Raw genomic sequence first — 24,823 nt, forward strand, 5'->3', positions numbered from 1 at the left:
AGATCTGCAGCTTTATGACTAAACATTTTTATCTTTCAATAACCAGGGAACAATAAAATAAAAACCAGTCGCAATCATGGTTGCCAGAATTCCGGTTCCAATCCACAAAGTATTAAACCCGAATTTCTCAGCGATTAAAGTTCCTAAATAAGGCGTGATGATAAATGCTATTGAAAAGGAAATTCCATTCAAACCCATGTATGCTCCTTTATTATTTTTTCCAGAACGCAATGCAGTAATGGTTGACATGAAAGGTAATGCCCAGATTTCACCGGCAGACAAGAGACTCATTGAAATGACTAGAGTCATGATGCTATGATCGAAACCGAGCATGGCGTAAGAAATTCCACAAATAAATGTTCCTAAAAACATCGTGCGAGCCAAGGAAAAATACTTTTCTGCTATTTGCACCAATCCCATTTCTAGCAGGACAACCAAAAAACCGCTGTATCCTAAAATATATCCGATATTTTGTTGGCTTAAATGTGCCGTATCTTTATAAAATATCGTTAATGTACTGAATAACTGAAAAAAGCAGATTGAAAACAACATACAGAATATGCAGTAAATCAAGAATTTACCATCCTGGTAAGGCGAGTTTTCTTTTTTAATTTCGATTATCTCTTTTACTTTTTTAGCTTTTATTTTTGCTAATTTATTTCTTGTTGAAAAAAACCAGATGTATAACAAACCCGCCAACAAAGCACCTAAAGCATTGCTGTAAAACAAAAATTTATAAGAAATTGCAGATAAAATTCCACCTAAAGCCGGACCGATTGAAAATCCTAAATTCACCGCCATTCGGTTGAGTGAAAATGCTCTTGTAATATTTTCGGGCTTTGCATATTTAGTAATTGCCACAGAATTTGCCGGGCGAAATGAATCGCTTACGATGCTCTGCAGTAAAATAATGAATGCAACTCCGGCTTCCGTTTTAAAAAGTGGAATTAAACAAAACAATGGTACGCTCAATAATAAACTGAGATACTGAACTTTGTATTCTCCGATTCTATCCGTTATGAATCCGCCCAACCAGGAACCGATGACAGAACCGATTCCGAAAAAGCTTAAGACAATCCCTGTATTTTCTATACTGAATTTAAGATGTGCAGTCATGTAAACTCCCAAAAACGGAAGTACCATTGAGCCGGAACGGTTGATGAGCATTACCAATGCCAACATCCAGCTTTCTTTAGACAGTCCTTTGTAGGAACTTGTATATATTCGTATGAGTTTCACGATTTTTCTTTTAATTAATAAATTTTAAACAAAAAAAACAGGGCTTAAAAAATTAAGCCCTGTTTCATTTATATTGATATAAATAAATTTTACTCCGGCTTATAAGAGTCTTTTAAAGTCACCGTTCTATTGAATACAAAATTTGTATCCGTAGAATCCTGATCTTTTGTAAAATATCCAATTCTTTGGAATTGAAGCGGTTCGCCCACTGCAACATCCTTCAAACTTGGCTCAGCAAATCCCTGAACGGTAGAAACAGAATTTGGATTGATAAAATTTAAAAAATCCACATCTTTCTCAGCATCAGGCTGTTCCACAGTAAATAAATTATCATAAATTCTGACATCAACAGGAATAGCATGTGATGCAGAAACCCAATGAAGTGTTCCTTTTACTTTTCTCAAACTTTCTTCTGTACCGCTTCCTGACTTAGATTTTTCGTCATATGAAGCATAGATGGTTGTGATTTCTCCGTTTTCATCCTTCTCCACTCTTTCAGCTTTGATGATGTAAGCAGATTTTAAACGGACTTCACCGCCCAATTTTAATCTGAAGAATTTTTTATTGGCTTCTTCCTGAAAATCTTCACGTTCGATATATAATTCTCTTGAGAACGGAACTTCTCTTGTTCCGGCATTTTCCTGCTCAGGATTGTTCTCAGTCTCTAACCATTCTTCTTGTCCTTCAGGATAATTTTCAATGACCAATTTTACAGGATCAACGACTGCCATGACACGTTTTGCAACTTTATTTAAATCTTCACGCACGCAGAAATCCAATAACTGAATAGAGATTAAATTTTCCCTTTTAGCAACACCTACTTTCTCAATAAAGTTCTTGATAGAAGTTGGTGTATACCCTTTTCTTCTCATTCCGGAAATCGTAGGCATTCTAGGATCATCCCAACCGTTGACTACATTTTCAGCGACCAGCCTCTGTAGTTTTCTTTTGGAAGTAATCATATAAGAGACATTCATCCTTGCGAATTCTCTTTGCTTGTTTTTAACCTTACCCTCTTCGTACACCTGGTCTAAATACCAATTGTAAAGCGGTCTGTGGTTTTCAAACTCTAAAGAACATAATGAATGCGAAATTTGTTCGATATAATCAGATTCACCATGCGCCCAATCGTACATCGGATAAATTTTCCAATCTGTACCGGTTCTGTGGTGTGGCTTGTTTAAAATCCTGTACATTACGGGATCACGCATATTCATATTCGGCGAAACCATATCGATTTTTGCACGAAGAGACATTGAACCACTTTCAAACTCACCGTTTTTCATCTTTTCGAATAACTCTAAAGATTCTTCAGCAGGACGGTTTCTGAAAGGAGATTCCACTCCAGGTTCTGCCGGATTTTTTCTTTGCTCGGTAATCGTTTGTGATGGCTGCTCGTCTACATAAGCTTTCCCTTCTTTAATCAACTGAACTGCCCAATCGTAAAGTTGCTGGAAGTAATCAGATGCATACAACACTTTATCCCATTTGAAACCCAACCATTCAACATCTTTCATGATAGAATCTACAAACTCCTGCTCTTCTTTCTCAGGATTTGTATCGTCAAAACGAAGGTTTACGGGAGCATTGTATTTTTCGCCCAAACCAAAGTTGATGCAGATCGCTTTTGTATGACCTACATGCAGATAACCATTGGGTTCCGGCGGAAAACGAAAACGGATCTGATCTTTTCTCATACCGTTTGCCAAATCATCTTCTATAATTTGCTCAATAAAATTGAGTGATTTTTTTTCTTCTTCCATTAGACTAAAACTTACGCTGCTGCATGATGTATACAGCAATTGGCAAATTTATGAAAATTTAAGGTTTAAAAAAAGTGATATTTTTAATACAGAATTCATACAAATTAGAAAATTTATACCGAACTTTATTCGATCAAACTACTAATCATGGCTGTCTTTATTCTAAGCAACCGCAAAATTGTACGTCATAAGGGAGAAAACATAGATTCTTTTTCCAATGACGAATACTCAATCCCAAATTTCAGGATTGCAAAATGCAATTTTGACAATTTCACAGAACTTACTGCCCAATCAAAAAAAAAAAAAAGACTACTCTAATAGAAAAATTTTAGATTATCAATTGTTTTCTGAACCTGAAAAACAAGGCTATGAAGAAGTTTTGGAGGTTTTGCTGAATGAGAAAGGTTTGAAAAATTCAAGTTTAACCGCAAATAATCTTGGCGGAACTCAAAGAATGTTTTATGAGCTTTACAAAAATATGTCTTCTAAAAAACATAGAAGCGATGTTTTGATTTTTATACATGGTTATGCATACACTTTTGATGATGAACTGAAAGCTATTCTTGATTTAAAAAAATTATTTATTGATAACAACAAATCTCCTGTTGAACATATTTTGTTTGTAAGCTGGCCGGCTTCCAGCAGTCTTATGCCCATGACATACTTTGACGATAAAGCCGCAAGCATCAATTCGGGAACTTCATTGGTGAGGTTGTTTTATTTTTACACGCAGTTTTTAAAAGATATTTTTTCACACAAAGATTTAGCACCTTGTCATCAGCATATTCATCTGATGGCTCACTCGCTGGGAAACCGTGTGCTTCAGAGTATGTTATACAGCCTGAAAAAAGAAAATATTCTGAGAGTAATTGACCAGGTTTTACTGTTAAATGCAGACGTTTCTTATAAGGTTTTTGATGATACTGAAGATTCTTTTAATAAACTTCCTTTGCTGGCAAACAGAGTTTCGATTTATTTAAACAGAAAAGATGCAATATTAGGGATTTCCCAATTCACCAAAAATATTCTTACGCCAAGGTTAGGAAAAAACGGACCTTCCAGTATTGAGAATTTTAAAGACATTGTTTCTATCGTTGACTGTACTTTTATTGAAAATGATCTCAAAAATTCCTTCAAATTTGAGTTTGGAAATCATTGGGATTATCTCTCAAGTTCGCATGCGCAGAATGATATTTTTCAGACATTAAATGGTGTTGACAGAAATCTCATTACCAACAGAATTAAAAATAACGACTATACTTTTACAATTGATTAACAGCATTTTAAAAATAAAAATTAAACTTCAATATAAAATGGTACAAAATTTGTACAGACTTCAAAGACTTAATTCAATCCATAAAAAATTATTACAATGAAAAAAGTTAAAAGAACGTTTTCTGATATCTTAGAATATATCAAGAGAGCAATGTTTATCAAAGATGTGATTTAGTCACAAGTATACACAAAAACTATTTATTATTGATCAAAAATTACTTTATCTTAAAAAACAACCGGTCACCTTTTAATTCTAAATCACTTTCAAAATTATTGGTGAAAAGACCTCCTGTTCCCAAACCCTGAGGCATAAGATTGTTTTTTTCAAATGTATACTGAGAAATCGCATTCAACCCTATATTACTTTCTAACGCAGAAGTTACCCACCACTTTATATTTTTTTGCCCAGCTAGAGATATCCACTCATCAGAACCTGAAAAACCGCCTACTAAAGAAGGTTTCAAGATAATATACTGAGGGTTTATCGTTTCTAAAAGTTTTTTCTTTTCATTTAATTCAACGATGCCGATTAACTCTTCATCTAAAGCGATGGCAGTTGGGGTTTCAGCACACAATTCTGCCATATTGTTCCAGTTGCCGGCTTTTATAGGCTGCTCAATGGAGTGGATATTTAAGTCAGCCAATTGCCTTAAAACAATTTTAGCTTCTGCCGTTGAAAATCCGCCGTTGGCATCAACACGCAGTTCTAATTTTTCTTTGGAAAATTTTAGTCTTAATTTTTGGAGAATCTCATGTTCAGTTTTCCAATCGACCCCGATTTTTAATTTAATACAGTGAAAACCCTGTTCAAGCTTATCCTGAATCTGCTCCTCCATAAAATTAATATCACCCATCCAAATCAACCCATTAATCAGGATTGAGGTTTTACCTTCTGTAAACTCACCCGGGAAATATAATTTTCCGCCATGTTTCAGATTTAAAACAGCTTGCTCATATCCAAACCAAATGGAAGGAAATTCTTTTAATTCTTGTTTTAAAAATTCAAAATCACAATTGATATTTTCACAAAGCCATTGTAATTTTTCTTCATAATCAGCCCGGTCATCATAACTCAACCCTCTGAATAGTGCACACTCTCCTATTCCTTTTTTTCCGTCATCGGAAATTTCAAGAATAAATGTTTCCTTTTCATGCAAAACGCCGCGAGATGTTCCACTCGGGCGTTTGAATTTTAATAAATATCTAAAATATTCTGCTGTCATTTATTTTACGCTGTCAATTCGCATAAATTCTTCGGCCTTTTCTACCATATCCACACTTCCTGCGAAGAAAGGTATTCTTTGGTGAAGCTCGGTAGGCTCAACTTCCATGATTCTTCTGAAACCGTCTGTCGCCTTTCCACCAGCTTGTTCTGCCAAAAATGCCATCGGATTACATTCATATAATAATCTCAATTTACCGTTGGGTGACTGACCGTAAGATGGATAAATGTAAATTCCGCCTTTCAGCATATTTCTATGAAAATCAGCAACCAACGAACCAATATATCTTGAAGTATAAGGACGGTCGCCTTCTTCCATCTGGCAATATTTCAGGTAATTTTTAACGCCCTGAGGAAATTTGATATAATTTCCTTCATTAATTGAATAAATTTTACCTGTTCTTGGGAAAGTCATGTTAGGATGAGACAGATAATAAGTTCCTAGAGAAGGATCTAAGGTAAATCCGTTTACACCGTTTCCTGTTGTGTAGACGATCATCGTTGACGAACCGTAGATCACATATCCTGCAGCGATCTGGTTGATTCCTTTTTGCAGGAAATCTTCTAATTGCACTGGTGTTCCCGGCTCTGTAACTCTCCTATAGATTGAGAAAATAGTTCCTACAGAAACATTTACATCAATGTTTGAGGATCCGTCTAAAGGATCGATCAATACTACATATTTACTTAAATGACCGTTTTCACCACATTTGATGTCAATAAAATCGTCATTTTCTTCTGAAGCAATACCGCAGACAACTTCTCTCTGAGAAAGTGCAGTAATAAAAATATCATTAGCAATCACATCAAGCTTTTGCTGCTCTTCACCCTGAATATTCTGATTACCTGCAGCACCTGTGATATCTACAATACCGGCTTTGTTAACCTCTCTGTTTACGACTTTGGATGCCAATCTTATCGCACTTAGAAGACGTGAAAATTCCCCAGTGGAATACTGAAAATCTTCCTGTTTATCAATTAAAAATTCTCCTAAGGTCTGTAATGGTTGATCTGACATTTTACAATTTTTACTTTACCGCCAAATTTCGTAAAATTTATGATAACATAAAGAATTTTCTTTTACAAATGTTTATTGTTTGATTATCAATATATTAAACTCAAAATCACAACATTTAAAAGAATTATGCAGTAATTATTAATCACCGAATTGTGCTATTTCATATCTCATCGTAAATTTATAATTTTGACGTTTCTTAAAATTTTATTTATCTAACAATTTTATTTTTAATATTTAATGAAAATTTTCAAGTTTGGTGGAGCTTCGGTGAAAGATGCCGAAAGTGTAAAAAATGTGTCTATGGTTTTGAAAAGCCAAGGATTTGATGAGTGTCTGCTTGTCATCTCAGCTATGGGTAAAACGACCAATGAGCTGGAAAAAGTAGTAGAACTTTATTTCAGAAAAGATGACTATCAAACGGAAATTGAAAAGATAAAACAGAAACATATCGAAATAGCTAAAGGGCTTTTTCAAAATCATCATGTGGTTTTTGACGAGATTAATCTTTTTTTTGATGACATTGTTTCATTTTTAAGAAGAAATAAATCTCCTAATTATAATTTTGTATATGATCAGGTTGTAAGCTGTGGCGAAATGATTTCTACTAAAATCGTAAGTGAATATCTTAACGACATTCAGTTTACCAATCAGTGGCTGGATGCCAGAGATTATATTAAAACGGACGATTCTTACAGAGATGGTGTGGTCAACTGGCAAAAAACTGAAGAGTTTATTACCAATCTAAATCCTTCAGTATGCTATGTAACCCAAGGGTTTATTGGCTCTGATGACAATAATTTTACTGTTACATTGGGAAGAGAGGGCTCAGATTATTCTGCTGCAATTTTTGCATATTGTCTGAATGCAACAGCGATGACTATCTGGAAAGACGTTCCGGGAGTAATGACAGGTGATCCGAGAAAATTTGAAAATGTAACATTGCTTTCAAATATTTCTTATGAAGAAGCCATTGAGATGGCTTATTATGGTGCGAGTGTGATTCACCCTAAAACATTGCAGCCTTTACAGCAAAAAAATATTCCTTTTTACGTAAAATCTTTTGTAGACCCCACAAAAGGAGGAACAAAAGTGGGTGCTTCGGATCAAAATCAAAGTGAAGAATCTTATATTTTAAAAGAAAATCAAACTTTACTGAAAATTTCCACAAGAGATTTTTCCTTTATTGCAGAAGATCACATGAGTTTGGTTTTCGGATATTTATCAAAATATAAAATCAAGGTTTCTCTGATGCAGAATTCTGCGATCTCTCTTGCTCTTTGTCTGGAAGATAAATTTCAAAAAATAGACGAACTAAACGAAGAACTTCAAAAAGTTTTTAAAACCGATGTGGTAAAAAATGTATCTTTATTTACAGTAAGAAATGCAAAAATGGAGAACATCGGAAAATTTTACCAGGAAAAAAGTGTATTATTGGAGCAGATTGCAAAAAACACACTACAAATGGTAACACAATAAAAATAATATCGACTAAAAACACATGAGTTTAATTTCGAAAAACGATCTAATCAACGCTTCCGGCTTACATAAAATAGGATTTCTAAAAAATCCTGTGGCATCTGCTGTTATGAGCATTGCAAAAATAAATGAAGTCAACAGACTTTACGATAAGCTGAAAGATAAAGAAGGTAAAGATTTTTTCGATTCTTTCGTAAGAGAAAGGAATTTAAGCTATGTGGCGTTCGAAGAAGACTTAGCAAAAATACCGAAAACCGGTCCTTTTATATTGGTTTCTAATCATCCGCTGGGTGCAATCGACGGAATTTTAATGTGTAAAATTCTCTCAGAAGTGCGTCCGGATTTCAAGGTAATGGGAAATTTTCTGTTAGAAAAAATCAAACCGATGGAACCTTATGTGATTGCTGTAAATCCTTTCGAAGGAAGAAAGGAAGTAAGAAACAGCGCTACAGGAATGCGTGAAACTTTAAAACATCTTGAAAATGGAGGCTGCGTAGGAATTTTTCCGGCGGGAGAAGTTTCAAACAAAAACAATCCTTACGGAGAAATTCTGGACAGAGAGTGGGAGAAACCTGCTTTGAAGCTTATAAAAATGGCAAAAGTTCCGGTTATTCCTATGTATTTTCATGCAAAAAACAGCACTTTATTTTATCAGGTAGCCAAGATTCATCCTAATTTACAAACGATTATGCTTCCTGCAGAAATGATGAATGACCGTGAAAAACCAATCCGTATCAGAATAGGGAAACTCATTACGGTAAAGGCGATGGATGAGATGGAAAATATTGAGGAATTGGGAGAATTTCTGAAACGTAAGGTTTACATGATGAAATCTTACTATGAAAAAAGAAAATCTATTGCACAGGTAATCAATCTTAAAAATTTATCGTTAAAATTTCAGCTTTTAAGAGAAGAAAACATCGTTCAGAATATCATCGACGAAACTCCCAAAGAAAGACTTAATAAAAGATATTTCTAAGCTTCGCGGCACCGACAAAATGCTTTTCAGCAACGGTAATTACGAGATCTATTTCACATCATACGAGGAAATACCTTCTGTAATGAGAGAAATCGGGAGACAAAGAGAACTTACCTTTCGTGCGGTTGGTGAAGGAAGTAATTTGCCATTTGACCTTGATGAATACGACAAACACTACCACCATTTATTTTTGTGGGATAATGCTGCCGAAAAACTTGCCGGAGCTTACAGAATGGCTTTAGGTAAGGATGTCATGAAAAAGTTCGGAATTAAGGGCTTTTACACAAGTTCTCTTTTTGAATTTGAGCAGGATATTCATCCGTTTTTCAAAAAGGTAATCGAAATGGGACGTGCTTATATCTGTGAAGAATATCAGCAAAAACCACTTCCTTTATTTCTTTTGTGGCGTGGAATTGTGCATGTATGTTTAAGAAATCCTGACCATAAATTTCTGATGGGAGGCGTAAGTATTTCTAATAAATTCTCAGAATTTTCGAAATCTCTGATGATTGAGTTTATGCGTTCAAATTACTACGATTCTGCAGTTGCTCAATATATTACACCGCGAAATGATTTTAAAGTAAAACTAAGAGACCGTGACAAACATCTTTTCTTGGATGAAATGGAATCTGATTTAAATAAATTAGACAAAATCATTGATGATCTTGAACCAGAACTAAGAATGCCGGTTTTGATTAAAAAATACATCAAGCAAAATGCAAAAGTAATTGCCTTTAATGTTGACCCCAATTTTAACGATGCGATTGACGGACTGATGTACATCAGAATCAGTGATCTTCCTGAAAGCACGATCAAGCCTGTTTTAGAAGAAATGAGCGAGCAAATAAGAAAAGAACAGGAAAATAATCAGGCTGAAAATCAGTAACTTTTAATTTAATGTTAAAAAATTTTGATTAATACTTGCTTCATATATCAAAACTTCCTACTTTTGCATCACTTTAAAACTACGAAGTAAATCATAACAATAATACAATGGTTTCTTAGCTCAGTTGGTAGAGCAATGGATTGAAAATCCATGTGTCCCTGGTTCGATTCCTGGAGAAACCACAAACCGCCTTGAAAAAGGCGGTTTTTTATTCAAATCTGAATATATTTTGTATTTAAAATGTATTACAAAAAGAATTAAATTACCAATAATATTGGTTTCTTAGCTCAGTTGGTAGAGCAATGGATTGAAAATCCATGTGTCCCTGGTTCGATTCCTGGAGAAACCACAAACCGCCTACTCAGGCGGTTTTTTTTGTTTTGATTCAAATATTTCTGACAATTCTAAATTACTTCAAATTGAAGTTTTACATTAGCAAAATGAAAATCCTGATCATAGAAGACGAAACAGAATTGGCTGAAAGTATTGCAGAATATCTTTCTGAGGAAAAATATCTGTGTGAGTTTGCAGTTACTTTTCGCGAAGCAATGTACAAAGTGGAGACGTTTCAATATGATTGTATTGTTCTCGATATTATGCTTCCCGACGGAAACGGACTCAAAATTCTTGAAGAATTAAAAAGTCAGAATAAACAGGATGGCGTCATTATTGTATCGGCAAAAAATGCATTAGACGATAAAATAAATGGCTTACAAATGGGTGCGGATGATTATCTTACGAAGCCTTTCCATTTGTCTGAATTAATGGCAAGAATCTATTCTATTATTCGCAGAAAACAGTTTGGAAACTCAAATACAGTAAAACAGAATGAACTGGAGATTGATCTTTTAGCTAAAACTGTGAAAATAAATGACGGAATTATTTCGCTCACTAAAAAAGAATTTGATCTGCTGATTTATTTTATCGGAAATAAGAATAAAGTGATTTCTAAAAGTATTTTGGCAGAATATCTGTCCGGCGATTTTGCAGACATGCTGGATAACCACGATTTTGTATACGCACATGTGAAAAATTTAAAGAAAAAACTGTATGATGCAGGATGCGAACACTACATAAAAACAGTGTATGGAACAGGATACAAATGGGTTTCCTCAATAGAAACGCTATAATTTAATAAAACAGATTATCATTTAATTCCTCATTGATTTGAAACCATTATTAAACAAAACCACAAAGCCATTTCTAATTTATGTTCTGATCATTCTGATCATCAGCATTCCTGTTTATTTTATCGTTGTAGACACGATCTGGAAGAATGAACTTGATGAACATAATAAAACGATTGCTCAAAAAACAGCATTCGAGTTTAATCATCTTAAACTTTCTGATGAAGAGCTTGCAAAAAGCATCACACTTTGGAAGAAAATTCAGCCGGAAACCGATATACAAGAAGTCCAGGTCGATCCATTAAAAAAAGATATTTATTCAACAATCGAAAAGCCCAAACTATTTTCTTCAGAACCAGAAATTGAGAGGTACAGAAGTCTCAAAACAGTCGTTTACATCAATAGTAAACCTTATATTTTTACGGTGGAAACCAATATTGAAGAATCTGAGGAAACGATTGCTGCTATTACTGTAATTACCACTTTTTTCTTTATTGTGCTCGTTTTGGGACTTCTTGTGTTAAACAAAAAATTGTCTGAATCATTATGGAAGCCATTTAGAATTACATTAGGAAAACTTAAAAATTTTAATTTAAATTCCCAAAATACCATTGAATTTGAGAAAACTGATACTACAGAATTCGAAGAGCTCCATCAGTCTTTACGTAAACTCATTGATCACAATATTCTGACCTATCAAACTCAAAAAGAGTTTACTGAAAATGCTTCCCACGAATTACAAACTCCGTTGGCTATTCTTAAAAATAAAATTGATCTCCTTCTTCAAGACAAAGATCTGACTGAAAAACAGTATCAAATTGTGGAAGAAATGAATAAAGCACTGATAAGAAGTTCAAGAATCAATAAAAATCTTCTTTTGCTGGCCAAAATAGATAACAATCAGTTTGACATCAGTGAAAAGATAAACATTACCGTACTCATAAGGCAAAGTTTAAGACTATTAGAAGATCATTTTCAGCAAAAAAATATTTCGCTGACATCAGATATTGATTCAAGAATCAACGTCAGTGGAAATAGCGGAGTAACTGAAGTTCTCATCAACAATTTACTGATTAATGCAATTCGTCACACTGATTTTGATGGCTCTGTTTCTGTAAAACTCAACCATTTAAGCTTAGAAATTACAAATTCCGGATCAGAGAAATTAAATACTGATTTCCTGTTTAAAAGATTTTCGAGACTGTCTGCAGGGCATAAAGGAAGCGGTTTGGGCTTGGCTATTATTAAACAGATCTGTAAATTTCAAAATTGGAACATTAAATATCAATTTGAAAACCGCAGCCATATTTTTATTGTTTATTTTTAATTTTTTTTAAATTCAAAATTTCTTCTAAATTGAATTGTTGATTTGCTCTTTAAAGAGTAAATAATGAATTCAATAACGATCTCAAAACTATACCAAAAAATTTTTAACAGCAGGTTTTCAGCATTATTTAGTGTTTTGGGACTGTATCTCGCTCTATCATTTTTAATACGATTGGTTTTTCTCTTATGGTCGGCAAAAGATGTAGACTGTAGTCCGTTTTCTATTTTGAGAGCATTTTTTACAGGATTTTTTTATGATCTTACCGTTGTAAGCTTTCTTTTGCTGTTGTATACATTGTATCTTTTGATCTTTCCGAAACGTTGGGTCGGTTCTTTGTTTGACACGTTTTTTACTTATTTCTATTTAACAGTCGTTTTTATTGTAATCTATTTCAGTCTTTTGGCAGAGATCCCCTTTTGGGACGAGTTTGAAGTACGGTTTAATTTTATTGCTGTCGATTATCTTATTTATACTTACGAAGTTGTAGAAAACATTAATCAGACATATCCTATACCTTTAATTGCAGCCGTTTTGGTAGGATTGGTTGTATTGACCTTCTTTTGTTTCAAAAAGTTGGATATTTTCAAAAAAACCTTTTCAGATAAAAGCCCATTCCGCTCAAGATTATTTTACGGAATTCCTGTTTTGGTTGTAGCAGTCGTTTTAGGATCAATAATGACAAACAAACAGGCTGACTTCAGCAATAATTTAATCATCAATGAAGTGGGGAAAAACGGAGCTTTTTTTTTATATCAGCTTATGAATCAAATGAATTGGATTATGCAACTTTTTATCCCAAACTTCCTGAAAAAGAAGTATATACCGTTCTGAAAGATCACCTTTTACAGGAAAATCAAACCTTTACATCAAAAAGCTATGACGATATTTCCCGATCAACAGTCGGACAGCAAGAACGAAGACCCAATATTATCGTTATTGCGATTGAAAGTTTCAGTGCAGATTTTTTAAAAGAGTTCGGAAATAAAGATCATCTTACGCCTAATTATGATCAATTATCTGACGAAAGTATTTTCTTTACCAATCTTTACGCAACAGGAACCAGAACCGTTCGCGGAATGGAAGCTTTAACGTTGTCTGTACCTCCTACTCCTGGAAACAGTATTGTAAGAAGACCCGATAACCAGAATTTGTTTTCGGTTTCAACAATCGCAAAAACAAAAAAATATCAACCTTATTTTATTTACGGCGGCGATGGTTATTTTGATAATATGAATAATTTTTTCGGAGGACAAGGTTTTGACATCGTAGACAGAAACAGAGGAAACCCTTTATCTGACGAGATTAAAACCAAAAGATATGAGATCAAAGACAATGAAGTAAGTTTTGAAAATGCCTGGGGAATCTGTGATGAAGATCTTTACAGACAATCTGTAAAATATGCAGACAAAAGCTTCAATGAAAAGAAGCCATTTTTCCAGTTTGTGATGACGACTTCCAATCATAAACCCTTCACCTTCCCAGAAGGAAAAATTGATCTTCCACAAGGCGACAGAAATGCCGCCGTAAAGTACACCGATTATGCATTAGGAAAATTTATTGAAAGCGCAAAAACAAAACCCTGGTTTGCAAATACCGTTTTTGTTATTGTTGCAGATCACTGTGCAAGCAGCGCCGGAAAATGGGAAATCAATATTGCAAAACACCATATTCCTGCAATTATTTATAATCTTCCTGAGCAAAAACCTGAAAAAATAAATCGTCTGACCTCACAAATTGATCTGATGCCCACTCTATTCGGTTATCTCGGATGGAATTACAAGAGCAGTCTATATGGAAAAGATATCAACCAGACCAAAATTAGAGATGACCGAGCTTTCATTGGTAATTATCGTACATTAGGACTGTTGCATAACAATTTATTTACTCAGATTGATGATCGGGCACGAGTAAAACAGTTTACCGTTTCCGGAACCGAGCAGTCTTTATCTGAAGTCAATTTTAAAAACAACGATCTGATTTCTGAAACCATTGCGTACTATCAATCAGCCAGCGAAAGATTCAAAAATGGAAAGATGAAAGTAAAATAAATTATTCTTACAAAACTCCTTAATTTTATCTACTTGAATTGAAATTTGATATTTAAATACATCTTAATGCCAAAATATACATCCATAAAAAGTTTATTATCCGGTTTTTTTCTTTTACTCGCCGGCTTACAGAATATCAGCGCACAAGACAGTTTAATTATTGAAAATATGCAAGATAGCACAAAAATAATTCAATTGCATTCTGAAGATAAAACACACCATTTCAGTTATAAAAAATTGATCATCCCAACAGTTTTTATTTCTTATGGTGTTGCAAGTTTAAGTATTGATGGTTTGAAAAAGCTAAATTATTCAACGCAATACGAAATCAGTGAACATCAACCGGATCAAAATAAATTAGATAATTTCACAAAATTTGCACCTGCCGCAATTGTTTACGGGTTAAATGCTTTTGGGGTGAAAGGAAAACATCATTTTAAAGACATAAGTATTATCTACGGAACTTCGTTACTGATCACTTCAGCGATCACACTTCCTCTGAAGCACGTTACACAAGAAGAAAGACCAGACCGGTCAAATAAAATGTCTTTTCCTTCGAGTCATACTGCAATCGCTTTTGCATCTGCCCAGTTGATGTACAGAGAGTATCATGAAAACAACTTTTTACTCGGAATTTCAGGTTATTCTTTCGCAGTTTTCACCGGAATTTACCGAATGCTGAATAATAAGCATTGGCTGGGAGACGTTGTTGCAGGTGCAGGTTTCGGAATTTTATCTACAGAAGTCGCGTATTGGCTGTATCCTAAAATCAATTATCTTTTGGGCGGAAAAAAAGAAAATCAAACGATGGTTATGCCTTATTATCAAAAAGGAAATGTGGGAATCGGCTTGGTGAAAATTTTTTAACACCTAAATTAAATTCAATTTTGGGTTAAAAGTTTTTATTTATTTTTATATCCAGCTATTTATAATAATACATATAACCACTGAGCGTTTTTAGTGATAGAGCGTTAATTTGCGACACCAAAAATAATTGTACTTCTTTTTGAGAATCAACTTTAGTTATTACCTGATTAAATTCATCGAAGGTGACATTAGGCGCTTTCATATCAGCAATTACAATGCTTTCCACTTCAGATTGACTTAAAGGTTTTTGCTAAAAAGAAACAATACTAACACTAAAGTAATAAATAGGGAAGTTATAAAAACTGAAGCTGTTTAAAAAAATTTAAAATTACATCTAAACTATTCTGACTTAAAATAAGCTGCCAGAAAAATGAATAATAATCTGAAAAATTATTTGTCTCCTGGAGAAACCAGAAATTAAACAATTTCTAACAAAGCATTTAAATTGTTTAAGGACTAAGCCTTTTAGAAATTTCTAAAACCTACAATCTCCGCCACTATCACTTAATCCTCTATTTATTGTTGAAATTAAACAACTGTTTTCTAATAGTAGATTTACTACACAAAATCGCAGAACTACTACAAATTTTAAAATAATTGATTAAAATTTCATTTGTTAAAAAATCCCGATCTATCTTTGAACTACAAATCAATCACTTATAAAATATTAACAAATTAAAATTTACAAATCATGGCAGACAATTCAAGAGGAATCTTAAAATTCAACGGTAGCGAAGGACAAAAATTATTAAAGCTTAATTACAGCGTATCCAGATCTACGGATGTTTCTGGGAGAGTCGCTTCAGATCCTTCCAATGCACTGATCAAACTCACCATTGAGGCAACAGAGAAATCTGATATTCTTGAGTCTTTACTCAATGGTAAATACAAGCCAACTTCAGGCGAAATCACTTTCAACAAATCTCATGAGGAAGGTACATTAATCACTTTAAACTGGGAAAATGGGTATGTTATTCAGCACGAAGTTGATTTTGACGCAGTAGACGAGAACTCTATGTTGATTAGCTTCATTGTAAGCGCAGAGAAGATCAACTATGGTAATTCTGCGTATGAGGGTATTTGGCCAACGACTTAAAAATCGTAGAATAATCACAAAAAATCATACTTACAGAATAGCATACTTTTAATAAAGTACGCTGTTCTGTTAGTTTGTTTAGTTAAAATATCGTCCTATAACCATAGGTTAATATTTTATCAGGATCATTAGATCAAATCTCATGTGAGAATATAAACCAATTCACAAATAGAAAAATGCAATGTCTAAGGATCATAAACCTACAAACCCGAAGACTCCTGCCAATATAAAGGATTCTGCCTCGTTAAAGAATTTAAAAGATACTGCAACCACTCAAGCCTTTAATCAAGCGGGAGGAAAATTTCAAAAGGCAGATCAGAATTTTTCAAAAGCTCAATCTATAGCAGGAACTTCTCAAAATGTTTCAGGAATGTTGATGAATCAATTTATACAAACCAACAATCCTATAACATCTGATGATAAGCTATGGGCAAATCAACCCACTTCAAAAATACTGAATGCAAATGCAATCCCAACCAGCCAGATTTTAGGAATTAACAGGGTTGTGAAACTTGATATCATTATTGAAGGAAAACAATTACAGCATTTTAAGCATTTCAGACTCAATCAAAGTGCCGTAAAACACCATAATTTTAGTCTGACTTTATCTCATGACACATTAGGAAGCTCTGAAAACCACCATTTAGAAGAAGCTCAAAACTTTTTAGGGAAAAGACTAACGGTTGTTTTCAAATATAAAGATGTAACTGATGGAACCTGAGAGAAACTTCGTAGGTGTCATCACACAAGTAGGCTTCAGTCAGGAGAAAGGAAGTTTGGGAAATATCGTCTTGACGGGCTACAGCCCAACCATACTTTTAGATGCTGCTCCACATATTCAAAGTTTCGGCGGTGCTCAGGAAATCAGCCTAAACAGCATTGCTTACCAGGTAATTAAAGAAGGTCTAGGCAATAGTAAATTTGACTTCAGAGTTGATGCAAAACATGGCAACGTTTCATACAGTTCACAGTATGAAGAGACGCATTATAACTATTTGGCAAGAACTGCAGAAGCTTATGGCGAACAGTTTTTCTATGATGGTGAAGTTCTTCACTTCGGAAATCTCCCGCCCCAGGAAAAGCCTGTAAAACTTGTGTACGGAAGTAGTGTAAATGATGTAAACATCACCATGAAAGCAGATCACGTGAACCCGACATTCTACGGATACAACAGTAGTAAAAACGAAAAACTCACCACCGGAAGTTCAAAAATAAATCACGTTTCGGATATAGCTAGAAGAGCTTACGAAATTTCAGAAAAAACCTTTACCACTCCATCCTTAAGAGTTGCTCCTATAAAAGCCTCTTCATTTATGGATATTGATGCTTCTCAAAAAGGTGCAGCCGGAAGCAAAGCATCGAGCATATTTGTCACCTCAGGTACAACAACAGTACCGTTTTTATATCCAGGATGTGCAGCTGACATTGAGATGCGTATATCTGATACGAACCAAACTTCATATTTTACGAAACTTTTAATTACAGAAGTCAGTCACGAAGTAGATACCAGAGGATATTATACGGGTAGCTTTGAAGCAATAGCAGCAGATTGTGGATATATTCCGCGTCCTGAATTTGATATTCCGAGAGCTGATGCACAGTTTGCAAAAGTTATTTCAAATACAGATCCATTAAACCAGGGAAGAGTTCAGGTAAAGTTTGATTGGCAAACCAACCAGGAAACGACAGAATTTATCAGAGTCATGACTCCAGATGCTGGAAGTAGTGATAAGGTCAATAAAAACAGAGGTTTTATGGCAGTTCCTGAAATTGGCGATCAGGTAATCGTCAATTTCGTTCATCAGCATCCTGACCGTCCATTTGTTATGGGAGGAATGTTTCATGGAGGAATTGGAGGTGGTGGCGGAGCAGATAATAATATCAAAAGCTTAAGTAGTAGAAGTGGTAATAAACTCGAATTGAATGACGGGGCAGGTTCTGTATTTCTTACTGATCAAGGTGGCGCAAATATGAAATTTGACGGAGCAGGAAATGCTATCACAAATGCAAATAATGACAAAACCGTAACCGTTGGAAATAATAATACCGTCAACGCAGGAAGCACTAGTGCCATTAATGTAGGAGGCTCTAAAGATGCACCACCACAATCACTCTTAAAAATGGATGCAGGCGGAAATATTACCCTCGATGGTAAAACCAGCATTACTTTTAAGGTAGGCGGAAATAAAATTGTTATAGATGCCAACGGAATTTCCGGAACGGTGGCTAAAGGAAATATTAGCTTTGATTCTAAAGCGGGTACGTTTACGATTCAAAGTAAAGGTTTAATGACTGCCAAAACCGATGCAGAACTGAAAATCAACAGTAAGACCTCTAAAATAGCATCAACCGGAGCAACGAATATTACTGGTGCAGACGTTGAAATTAACAAAGGATAAAATGTGGGATACTGAAGATCAGATAGTAAGTTCCAGAAATTTCATTCTTCTTCGTGAGGAAAGAAGCCAGTTTCAAGGGTTAAGAAATGAAAATTTTGTAGAAATTCATCTGAAGGCAACTTCGTACAAAAATGAAAATGATGCTTACAGATTTTCTGTTGAAATTACTTCATTTAAACAAAGCAATGCAAATGGAATGTTTAAATGGGTAGGCGATTTGAATGAGCTTCGTGAAAAAATTGTTTTTTCTCTTGATCAAAACGGACAACTTGGAAAAATTCATAATCTTGAAGATATTCAAATGAAATGGCAGGATTTAAAGCCAAAAATTTATCTCAGGCATAAAGATGAACGATATAAGGGTCTTTTAATATCCGGAGTTGAAGATTTGTTACAGGATGAGGAACGGCTGGTTGCGGCATTGCGAAATTCTATGCCCTATCTATTGTTATTTCCTGGAATTCACAACAAGGAATTTAAAAAAAATGAGGCAGTAAAGGGATCCCGGGAAATACCCAATTTCATTGCTGCCAAAAACATCCCGATCATTACGAATGAGGTTCTTTCAGAAACAGAAGATGGGAAATATGAAATTAATGTTACAGGAGAAATAGACGAAGAAAAATTTGAGCAAAATAAAGTAACAGCAATGCTCAGGATTCTCAAAAATCGCCCTCGTGTTCCCACTATGGTAGAGCTGAAGTATACAGAAAGATATCTTTTGGAAGATTGGCCATGGAGCTCACAAAGTATGTGCATGTATTTGGTGCAGATACCGGGTTCTCTCTATTATGAAGAAAAAAATATTCTCAAAATGATGAGCATATGAGTTATTTATTAGAAGATATTGTATTTCAGAATGATCGCTACTATTTATTGTTTTCAGAAGAAAAAGCAAAAGAATTGGTTGATTTTTCAGAAGAAAAATACATTATTACTGAGCAAGAGTGTATTGGAAAGTTTTACCATTGTGAGATTTCACAAATTTTAAAATTTCCAAATAAAATTGTTTTAGAAACGAAAGAAAATCTAAACAATGCTGAAAATAAATTCAGAAGAAGTAAAATTGTTAAGATAGCCACCTCCATATAACCTAATATTATGGCAAAAAAATATGTGCCAGAAGGAGCTTTTACGGCTTGTAACAAAGGTACAAGTCCTTCTACCCTCAGAGTAAGCAACAATAAAAATACTACTATCTATAGTGTTCCTATGGCTACAGAATTAGATTTTCTTCCTTTTTTCAACCTGAAACCTATGGGGTTTTGTTCCAGTCCGATGAAATGGATGACCGGAATTACATGCCTTCCAACTGTGACAGGATGGCAACAGCCAAAAGATGGAGTAAAAATCAATGGCAGCAGAATGCTTTTGGAAGATTCCTATTGTGATTGTATATTTGGAGGGAAAATTAACCTCTTTTTCGACAGGGTCGCAGCAGTGGATTTTGGTCTTGGAGAGGGAAAAATGCCGTCGGAATATATTAAAGAAGGTTTTGACTGGCTGGAGCAGAAAAATACAGAATCGCGTGAAGCCCGGGACAGCTTTCTGCCCGACTGGATGAAACCCGTAACCGGAGTAACAGACTGGATGAATGATTTGGGAAGCGGTTTGGTAGAAGGAGCTGTAAATGGTGTCGTAGGTTTGGGCGAAACGCTCTATCAGGTGGGGCAAGATCCCGTAGGAACCGCTGAAGCTTTAGGCGGAATGATTGAAGACGGATACAACGCCACTGTTGATGGTGTGAGCAGTGCCTACGATTGGGCAAGCAAAGGCGAAAACTGGAACAATGCCGCAGAAGGAGCATGGAATTGGGCAAGTGACGGACAGAATTGGGCAGATGCAGGGAGCGCCGCCTGGGAAGGAACAAAAGATGCAGCAGGTTGGGTAGCAGATAATCCAAGGAAAATAGGAACTACTGTTGGCGAGTTTATTCCCGATGCTGCCGCAGCAGCTTTTAGTGGTGGATCTTCTTTAGCCCTCACAGGTGCAAAAGTTGCAGGAAAAGAAGCACTTGAAGAAGCAGGAGAAAGAATAGTGAGAGAAGGTCTGGAAGAAGCCGGTGAACGCGCTGCCCGAGAAGGAGGTGAAGCCCTTGCCACAAGAACAGGTCGGGAACTTATAGAATCTTTGGGAGATGATGCAGGAGATATTGCAAGAGTTATTACAAGAAGTGCAGACGATATACAGGACGATTTATTGCGACAGGTAAATGATGGAGAAATTGAACTCAATACAACAGCAAGAAAAGGAAACTTTGGCGAAATGGCAACAGATAGAGCTTTGATGGACGAAGGATTTGAACCTTTACATCAAAGATTGACTGATATTGATGCCGCAACTCATCAGGGAATTGACGGTGTATATAAACATCCGGGGCCGCCACCACGATATATTGTTGTCGATGCTAAATATGGACAGGCCGGATTGAATACTTTAAGTGACGGAACAAGACAAATGTCTGATCCTTGGATACAAGACAGGCTGGCTAATACTGTTTCGAGACAGGAAATGCGTAACATTACGCAATCGGGTTACGAAAGAGTAGTGGCAAAAGTAGATGCTAATGGTAATATTACCTATAGAAAAGTAGATGCAAATGGTTATATAATAAGAGGAAATGCAGGAAATTGGCCATAAATAATAAATATGAAAAATAATATGAGAACAAAATTTAAAAACGCAGAGTATTTTCAAAACTATATTACATTAAATAATGAAGACATTGAATTTTTTGATGATGGCTTAAAGTCTGGAGCCACCAAAGAAGATCGAGTTCCAGCAGTCAACCGACAGATTTTTACAACAAGTATTCATACTTTAATTGCAAAATATTCTGTCGATTCTCCTTTATATGAAATTAAAAATGATTTTCCTGAAGTAATTAGCAGATTAGAAAAAGGATGGCAGAATGAAGGTAAGAAAATTCATTTTGATAATTATATATTAATGCTTTGGATGCTTTCATTAGGAATTTTGTTAGATATTAATGAAAGTGATTTCAGAAAAATTGTTGATGTTTTAGACAGCAGCAGCCAAAGTGATTATTTATTTGATACTCTCATTGCATCAAAATTATCCGATAGAAAAATAAATTCCGAAATATTATATCCTGCAGAATTTGGGTTTTTGAAAAATCTTTCTGAAAACAAGGATTTGGCTGCATTAAAAGATTATCTAGACAATAGTTGGTATAAAAAAATGAAATCTGCCTATTGGTTTGATAACGATAAAAATAAAAATGATGTATTCTTTGGCTATTGGAGTTTTGAAACGGCAGCATTCATCAAAATTTTAGGATTAGATGATACTTCACTGAAAGACCAGCCCTATTATCCTCACGATTTACTACATGGGAAAGATTAAATCATGGAAACATACCTAAAAATACTTGAAATCATAACTACCGATCAGGATTATGTGAAAAATGCATTCGATAGATTAAAAGACTTGGCAGAAAATCCGGAAAATTATGAAGACGCATTTTTCAGATTACCAAGCCCAGATCATGATTTGCTTTGGCTTCAGTTGATCGATGACTTAATCGAAAATAACTATGCATTTGAAGCAGACTGGAAAGAAGATTATACGGAGGTTAAAACACAAATTGAAAATTTATTTCAGAAAAAAGGAATTTTACAAACCATAGAAAACGATAGCGATTTGTTTGATTTGGAAGCAGAAGATTATTTTCCAAGAATAAATCAATTACTATCCGAAACTAACTTTTTACTTGTCTGTCTTGATATTGACAGTGATTCTTATGTCACTGCTTTAATAGACAAAAATAAATTTCCAATACTGCAATCTTTAGACGAAAGAATAAAATTATATTAAAACAAACCGTTTTTAAGCGGTTTATATGATACATTTTTTTAATTTCAACATACATTAACGGGTGATTAATTGCTGTCAATGTGGAAGTTTCTCTTTTCATCAACATACCATCTTTCGAAGTTGTAGAGCTTATTTTAATTTTTTTTAACAATTCAGATAAATCAATTTTAAGTATCTTCGCTTATTAAATTTGAATTGAAAATGAAAAATATTATCTCAGGATTATTTATTTTTATTACCATATTTAGTTTTGCTCAGGATGAAATTCTATTTCAGGATATTCCTTTTAAAGATCTTATTGCCAAAGCTAAAAAAGAAAACAAACTCGTTTTTATTGACGCATACGCCGCTTGGTGCGGTCCATGCAAAATGATGGAAAAAAATGTTTTTACCAAAAAATCTGTAGGAGATTTTTACAATAAAAACTTCATCAATGCAAGAATTGATATGGAAAAAGGTGAAGGACGAGAAGTTGCCCAGAAATTTGGCGTTCGCTCCTATCCTACTTACTTATTTCTGAATGGCGACGGAGAGCTGGTTTCACAAAATTACGGATACATGGAAGAAGGTATTTTCCTGGCAATGGCCCAAGATATCAATTCTCCCAACAACAAAAAAGGTTCTCTGAAAGAACGTTTTGCAAAAGGAGAAAAAGATCGTGATTTTCTTATCAACATCATGAAGCTCAATTCAAGCTCTGACTATGAATTTGCAAAACAGGCATCCGAAAGATACTTTGAAAACAGAAAAAAAACAGATGAATTTACAAAAGAAGATATTGGATACCTTTTGTACTTCTTAAAATCTACAGAAGATGCAAACTACAAAACATTTGTCGCTAAAAAATCTGAAATTATAAAACATTTACCTGAAGAAAACTATAAAGAATTTGATAATCAGTTGCTTTTAGCCAAAGTTGTGCAAGAATCTGTTGATGACAAAACTAAAACAATTAATGACGCTTATTTTATGAAAACCGCCGAACCTTTGGTTGGAAAAGAAGCTGCAATTACCAAACTAAATCAAACTAAACTCGCCTATTACGAACAGAATGCTAACTTTCAGGAATATGAAAAATCGGCATTGGAATATTATAAAAATGCAGATGCGTTCGAACCCAATGAACTTCTGAAAGCAGCATGGATTTTCTCTGACAATATTCAAAACAAATCATCATTAAAAAAAGCTGCAGAATGGGCAGAAAAATCCGTGATGCGAGGCGAAACATCTGAAAACACATATATTTTAGCGAAAATTTACTATAATTTAGGAAATAAAGATCTGGCAAAAAACTTTGCAGAATTATCTAAGAGCATTGCAGAAAAATCTGGAAAAGATGCCAACTTAGCAACAGAATTATTAAGTAAAATCAAATAAAAACACAAATTTTGAAATCTAAAATTTTTATTGCAGCATTAACTTTATCTTCAATAGTATATGTGAATGCTCAACAAAATCAAATTCAGGAAAAAAAACCTGAAAATGAAAAAAAATTATATCTGAAAGGAAATGCTCTATTGATTCCCATCGGTATTATTAATGCCGGATTAGAATATCAGCTTAGCAATAAATTTACTTTACAGGGCGATGTTTTGATCTCTCCCTGGAAATCTTTTGCAGGACATGAAGCTCAGATTTATATGGGAACTATTGAAGGCAGATACTATTTTAAAGAAGCTTTCAAAGGATGGCATTTTGGAGGGAACATTTCTGCAGGAGCATATATCATACAAAAACCTAATTATTGGAATGACAATGTTTACGTAGATGTTCAGCTAGGAACACCAAGCCAATACATCAACTCTCAGCTTTATCAGAAAGGATTTTCTTTTTTGTTTGGCGTAGAGGGTGGTTATCAGTTCAGACTTGCTGATAACTGGAATATGGATATCTTTGCCGGCATTGGAAATTCTCAGGATTTTTATAAAGGATATGTGCGCGGAACCGGACAAAGATACGACAGCGCAGACGGTTATAACAGAAGCGGAGAATGGCTGCCTTATCGTGGCGGCGTCATGATCTCTTACAGATTAAAATAATATGAAATTACTAGGAAGAAACCACATCATTATATCGGCAATCACCTTTGCGATTCTTTTTTTGATGAATTACGTAGGAAATCAAGAAGCCGATAAATTAGAACGTGCACTGATGACCGCTTTTGCAGGGGTTATCGGTTTATCAATCGGACTTTTTATTTTAAATAAAGGGAAAAACGATAAAAATCCACCACAGAATTTTGATTAAAAAAATCAATTCATTAA

At 34.6% G+C, this 24,823-nt stretch carries 20 protein-coding genes, 2 tRNA genes and 2 pseudogenes; 20 read left to right on the forward strand and 4 right to left on the reverse strand.

What is annotated here, in order from left to right; translation table 11 throughout:
• Positions 1-18 precede the first annotated feature (18 nt).
• Together ACZZZA_RS16430 and ACZZZA_RS16435 are read right to left on the reverse strand one after the other, a co-directional pair.
• Positions 19-1,182: an MFS transporter gene (locus tag ACZZZA_RS16430; RefSeq protein WP_463433805.1), complete on the reverse strand. Its 1,164-nt coding sequence runs from the start codon at positions 1,180-1,182 to the stop codon at positions 19-21.
• Positions 1,183-1,328: 146 nt separating this feature from the next.
• Positions 1,329-3,002, reverse strand: coding sequence for a glutamine--tRNA ligase/YqeY domain fusion protein (locus ACZZZA_RS16435; RefSeq protein WP_463433607.1), 1,674 nt, complete (start codon positions 3,000-3,002; stop codon positions 1,329-1,331).
• A gap of 217 nt (positions 3,003-3,219) precedes the next feature.
• Between ACZZZA_RS16435 and ACZZZA_RS16440 the strand changes: the two genes are divergently transcribed.
• Positions 3,220-4,278: an alpha/beta hydrolase gene (locus tag ACZZZA_RS16440; RefSeq protein ID WP_463433609.1), complete on the forward strand. Its 1,059-nt coding sequence runs from the start codon at positions 3,220-3,222 to the stop codon at positions 4,276-4,278.
• Positions 4,279-4,492: 214 nt separating this feature from the next.
• On the opposite strand, the gene ACZZZA_RS16445 is transcribed toward ACZZZA_RS16440, so the two are convergent.
• Both ACZZZA_RS16445 and fbp read right to left on the reverse strand, forming a co-directional pair.
• On the reverse strand, positions 4,493-5,500 hold the full coding sequence (locus ACZZZA_RS16445; RefSeq protein WP_463433611.1) for an o-succinylbenzoate synthase: 1,008 nt from the start codon (positions 5,498-5,500) through the stop codon (positions 4,493-4,495).
• Complete coding sequence (gene fbp / locus ACZZZA_RS16450) at positions 5,501-6,517, reverse strand: class 1 fructose-bisphosphatase (RefSeq protein WP_066674943.1); 1,017 nt, start codon at positions 6,515-6,517, stop codon at positions 5,501-5,503.
• 237 nt (positions 6,518-6,754) lie between these two features.
• On the opposite strand from fbp, the gene ACZZZA_RS16455 reads away from it, so the two are divergent.
• The 19 genes and pseudogenes from ACZZZA_RS16455 to ACZZZA_RS16545 all read left to right on the forward strand — a co-directional run bounded on the left by ACZZZA_RS16455 (position 6,755) and on the right by ACZZZA_RS16545 (position 24,806).
• The gene (locus tag ACZZZA_RS16455) at positions 6,755-7,993 is read left to right on the forward strand and encodes an aspartate kinase (RefSeq protein WP_463433615.1); all 1,239 of its coding nucleotides are present in this window, start codon (positions 6,755-6,757) and stop codon (positions 7,991-7,993) included.
• A 22-nt stretch (positions 7,994-8,015) separates the two neighbouring features.
• A pseudogene (locus ACZZZA_RS16460) lies at positions 8,016-9,858 on the forward strand (lysophospholipid acyltransferase family protein).
• Between the two features lie 109 nt (positions 9,859-9,967).
• Positions 9,968-10,040: transfer RNA gene (locus ACZZZA_RS16465), tRNA-Phe, on the forward strand.
• A 94-nt stretch (positions 10,041-10,134) separates the two neighbouring features.
• Positions 10,135-10,207 (forward strand) — tRNA-Phe (locus tag ACZZZA_RS16470).
• Between the two features lie 91 nt (positions 10,208-10,298).
• Positions 10,299-10,988: a response regulator transcription factor gene (locus tag ACZZZA_RS16475; protein WP_463433617.1), complete on the forward strand. Its 690-nt coding sequence runs from the start codon at positions 10,299-10,301 to the stop codon at positions 10,986-10,988.
• Between the two features lie 37 nt (positions 10,989-11,025).
• Positions 11,026-12,312, forward strand: a complete 1,287-nt coding sequence (locus tag ACZZZA_RS16480; protein ID WP_463433619.1) for a sensor histidine kinase — start codon at positions 11,026-11,028, stop codon at positions 12,310-12,312.
• Positions 12,313-12,375: 63 nt separating this feature from the next.
• Positions 12,376-13,143, forward strand: a complete 768-nt coding sequence (locus ACZZZA_RS16485) for a hypothetical protein (protein ID WP_463433621.1) — start codon at positions 12,376-12,378, stop codon at positions 13,141-13,143.
• Entirely contained in the window at positions 13,086-14,360 is a 1,275-nt protein-coding gene (locus ACZZZA_RS16490; protein WP_463433623.1) for an LTA synthase family protein, read from the forward strand. Before ACZZZA_RS16485 ends, ACZZZA_RS16490 begins: the two co-directional genes overlap by 58 nt.
• A gap of 66 nt (positions 14,361-14,426) precedes the next feature.
• A complete protein-coding gene (locus ACZZZA_RS16495) occupies positions 14,427-15,227 on the forward strand; it encodes a phosphatase PAP2 family protein (RefSeq protein WP_463433625.1) in 801 nt (266 codons plus the stop codon).
• 691 nt (positions 15,228-15,918) lie between these two features.
• Positions 15,919-16,323 carry a type VI secretion system tube protein TssD gene (tssD, locus tag ACZZZA_RS16500; RefSeq protein WP_463433627.1) on the forward strand — a complete coding sequence of 135 codons (405 nt, stop codon included), beginning with the start codon at positions 15,919-15,921 and terminating at the stop codon, positions 16,321-16,323.
• A 376-nt stretch (positions 16,324-16,699) separates the two neighbouring features.
• A pseudogene (locus ACZZZA_RS16505) lies at positions 16,700-18,722 on the forward strand (type VI secretion system Vgr family protein).
• 1 nt (position 18,723) lies between these two features.
• Positions 18,724-19,551, forward strand: a complete 828-nt coding sequence (locus tag ACZZZA_RS16510; RefSeq protein WP_463433629.1) for a hypothetical protein — start codon at positions 18,724-18,726, stop codon at positions 19,549-19,551.
• Positions 19,548-19,814: a hypothetical protein gene (locus tag ACZZZA_RS16515; protein ID WP_463433631.1), complete on the forward strand. Its 267-nt coding sequence runs from the start codon at positions 19,548-19,550 to the stop codon at positions 19,812-19,814. Before ACZZZA_RS16510 ends, ACZZZA_RS16515 begins: the two co-directional genes overlap by 4 nt.
• A gap of 9 nt (positions 19,815-19,823) precedes the next feature.
• Complete coding sequence (locus ACZZZA_RS16520; RefSeq protein ID WP_463433633.1) at positions 19,824-21,362, forward strand: PAAR-like protein; 1,539 nt, start codon at positions 19,824-19,826, stop codon at positions 21,360-21,362.
• Between the two features lie 9 nt (positions 21,363-21,371).
• Positions 21,372-22,088, forward strand: a complete 717-nt coding sequence (locus tag ACZZZA_RS16525; protein ID WP_463433635.1) for a PoNe immunity protein domain-containing protein — start codon at positions 21,372-21,374, stop codon at positions 22,086-22,088.
• A gap of 3 nt (positions 22,089-22,091) precedes the next feature.
• Positions 22,092-22,559 carry a DUF6630 family protein gene (locus ACZZZA_RS16530; protein WP_463433637.1) on the forward strand — a complete coding sequence of 156 codons (468 nt, stop codon included), beginning with the start codon at positions 22,092-22,094 and terminating at the stop codon, positions 22,557-22,559.
• Between the two features lie 201 nt (positions 22,560-22,760).
• On the forward strand, positions 22,761-23,936 hold the full coding sequence (locus ACZZZA_RS16535; RefSeq protein ID WP_463433639.1) for a thioredoxin family protein: 1,176 nt from the start codon (positions 22,761-22,763) through the stop codon (positions 23,934-23,936).
• Between the two features lie 11 nt (positions 23,937-23,947).
• Complete coding sequence (locus ACZZZA_RS16540; protein WP_463433641.1) at positions 23,948-24,598, forward strand: DUF3575 domain-containing protein; 651 nt, start codon at positions 23,948-23,950, stop codon at positions 24,596-24,598.
• 1 nt (position 24,599) lies between these two features.
• Positions 24,600-24,806, forward strand: a complete 207-nt coding sequence (locus ACZZZA_RS16545) for a hypothetical protein (protein WP_463433643.1) — start codon at positions 24,600-24,602, stop codon at positions 24,804-24,806.
• Positions 24,807-24,823: the final 17 nt, after the last annotated feature.

This window comes from Chryseobacterium sp. AC405b, from assembly GCF_979258685.1.

Coding starts and splice junctions, on each gene's coding strand:
- ACZZZA_RS16430 (WP_463433805.1), bottom strand. CDS start 1,182: ATGTTGGCATTGGTAATGCTCATCAACCGTTCCGGCTCAATGGTACTT.
- ACZZZA_RS16435 (WP_463433607.1), bottom strand. CDS start 3,002: ATGGAAGAAGAAAAAAAATCACTCAATTTTATTGAGCAAATTATAGAA.
- ACZZZA_RS16440 (WP_463433609.1), top strand. CDS start 3,220: ATGACGAATACTCAATCCCAAATTTCAGGATTGCAAAATGCAATTTTG.
- ACZZZA_RS16445 (WP_463433611.1), bottom strand. CDS start 5,500: ATGACAGCAGAATATTTTAGATATTTATTAAAATTCAAACGCCCGAGT.
- fbp (WP_066674943.1), bottom strand. CDS start 6,517: ATGTCAGATCAACCATTACAGACCTTAGGAGAATTTTTAATTGATAAA.
- ACZZZA_RS16455 (WP_463433615.1), top strand. CDS start 6,755: ATGAAAATTTTCAAGTTTGGTGGAGCTTCGGTGAAAGATGCCGAAAGT.
- ACZZZA_RS16475 (WP_463433617.1), top strand. CDS start 10,299: ATGAAAATCCTGATCATAGAAGACGAAACAGAATTGGCTGAAAGTATT.
- ACZZZA_RS16485 (WP_463433621.1), top strand. CDS start 12,376: ATGAATTCAATAACGATCTCAAAACTATACCAAAAAATTTTTAACAGC.
- ACZZZA_RS16495 (WP_463433625.1), top strand. CDS start 14,427: ATGCCAAAATATACATCCATAAAAAGTTTATTATCCGGTTTTTTTCTT.
- tssD (WP_463433627.1), top strand. CDS start 15,919: ATGGCAGACAATTCAAGAGGAATCTTAAAATTCAACGGTAGCGAAGGA.
- ACZZZA_RS16510 (WP_463433629.1), top strand. CDS start 18,724: ATGTGGGATACTGAAGATCAGATAGTAAGTTCCAGAAATTTCATTCTT.
- ACZZZA_RS16515 (WP_463433631.1), top strand. CDS start 19,548: ATGAGTTATTTATTAGAAGATATTGTATTTCAGAATGATCGCTACTAT.
- ACZZZA_RS16520 (WP_463433633.1), top strand. CDS start 19,824: ATGGCAAAAAAATATGTGCCAGAAGGAGCTTTTACGGCTTGTAACAAA.
- ACZZZA_RS16525 (WP_463433635.1), top strand. CDS start 21,372: ATGAAAAATAATATGAGAACAAAATTTAAAAACGCAGAGTATTTTCAA.
- ACZZZA_RS16530 (WP_463433637.1), top strand. CDS start 22,092: ATGGAAACATACCTAAAAATACTTGAAATCATAACTACCGATCAGGAT.
- ACZZZA_RS16535 (WP_463433639.1), top strand. CDS start 22,761: ATGAAAAATATTATCTCAGGATTATTTATTTTTATTACCATATTTAGT.
- ACZZZA_RS16545 (WP_463433643.1), top strand. CDS start 24,600: ATGAAATTACTAGGAAGAAACCACATCATTATATCGGCAATCACCTTT.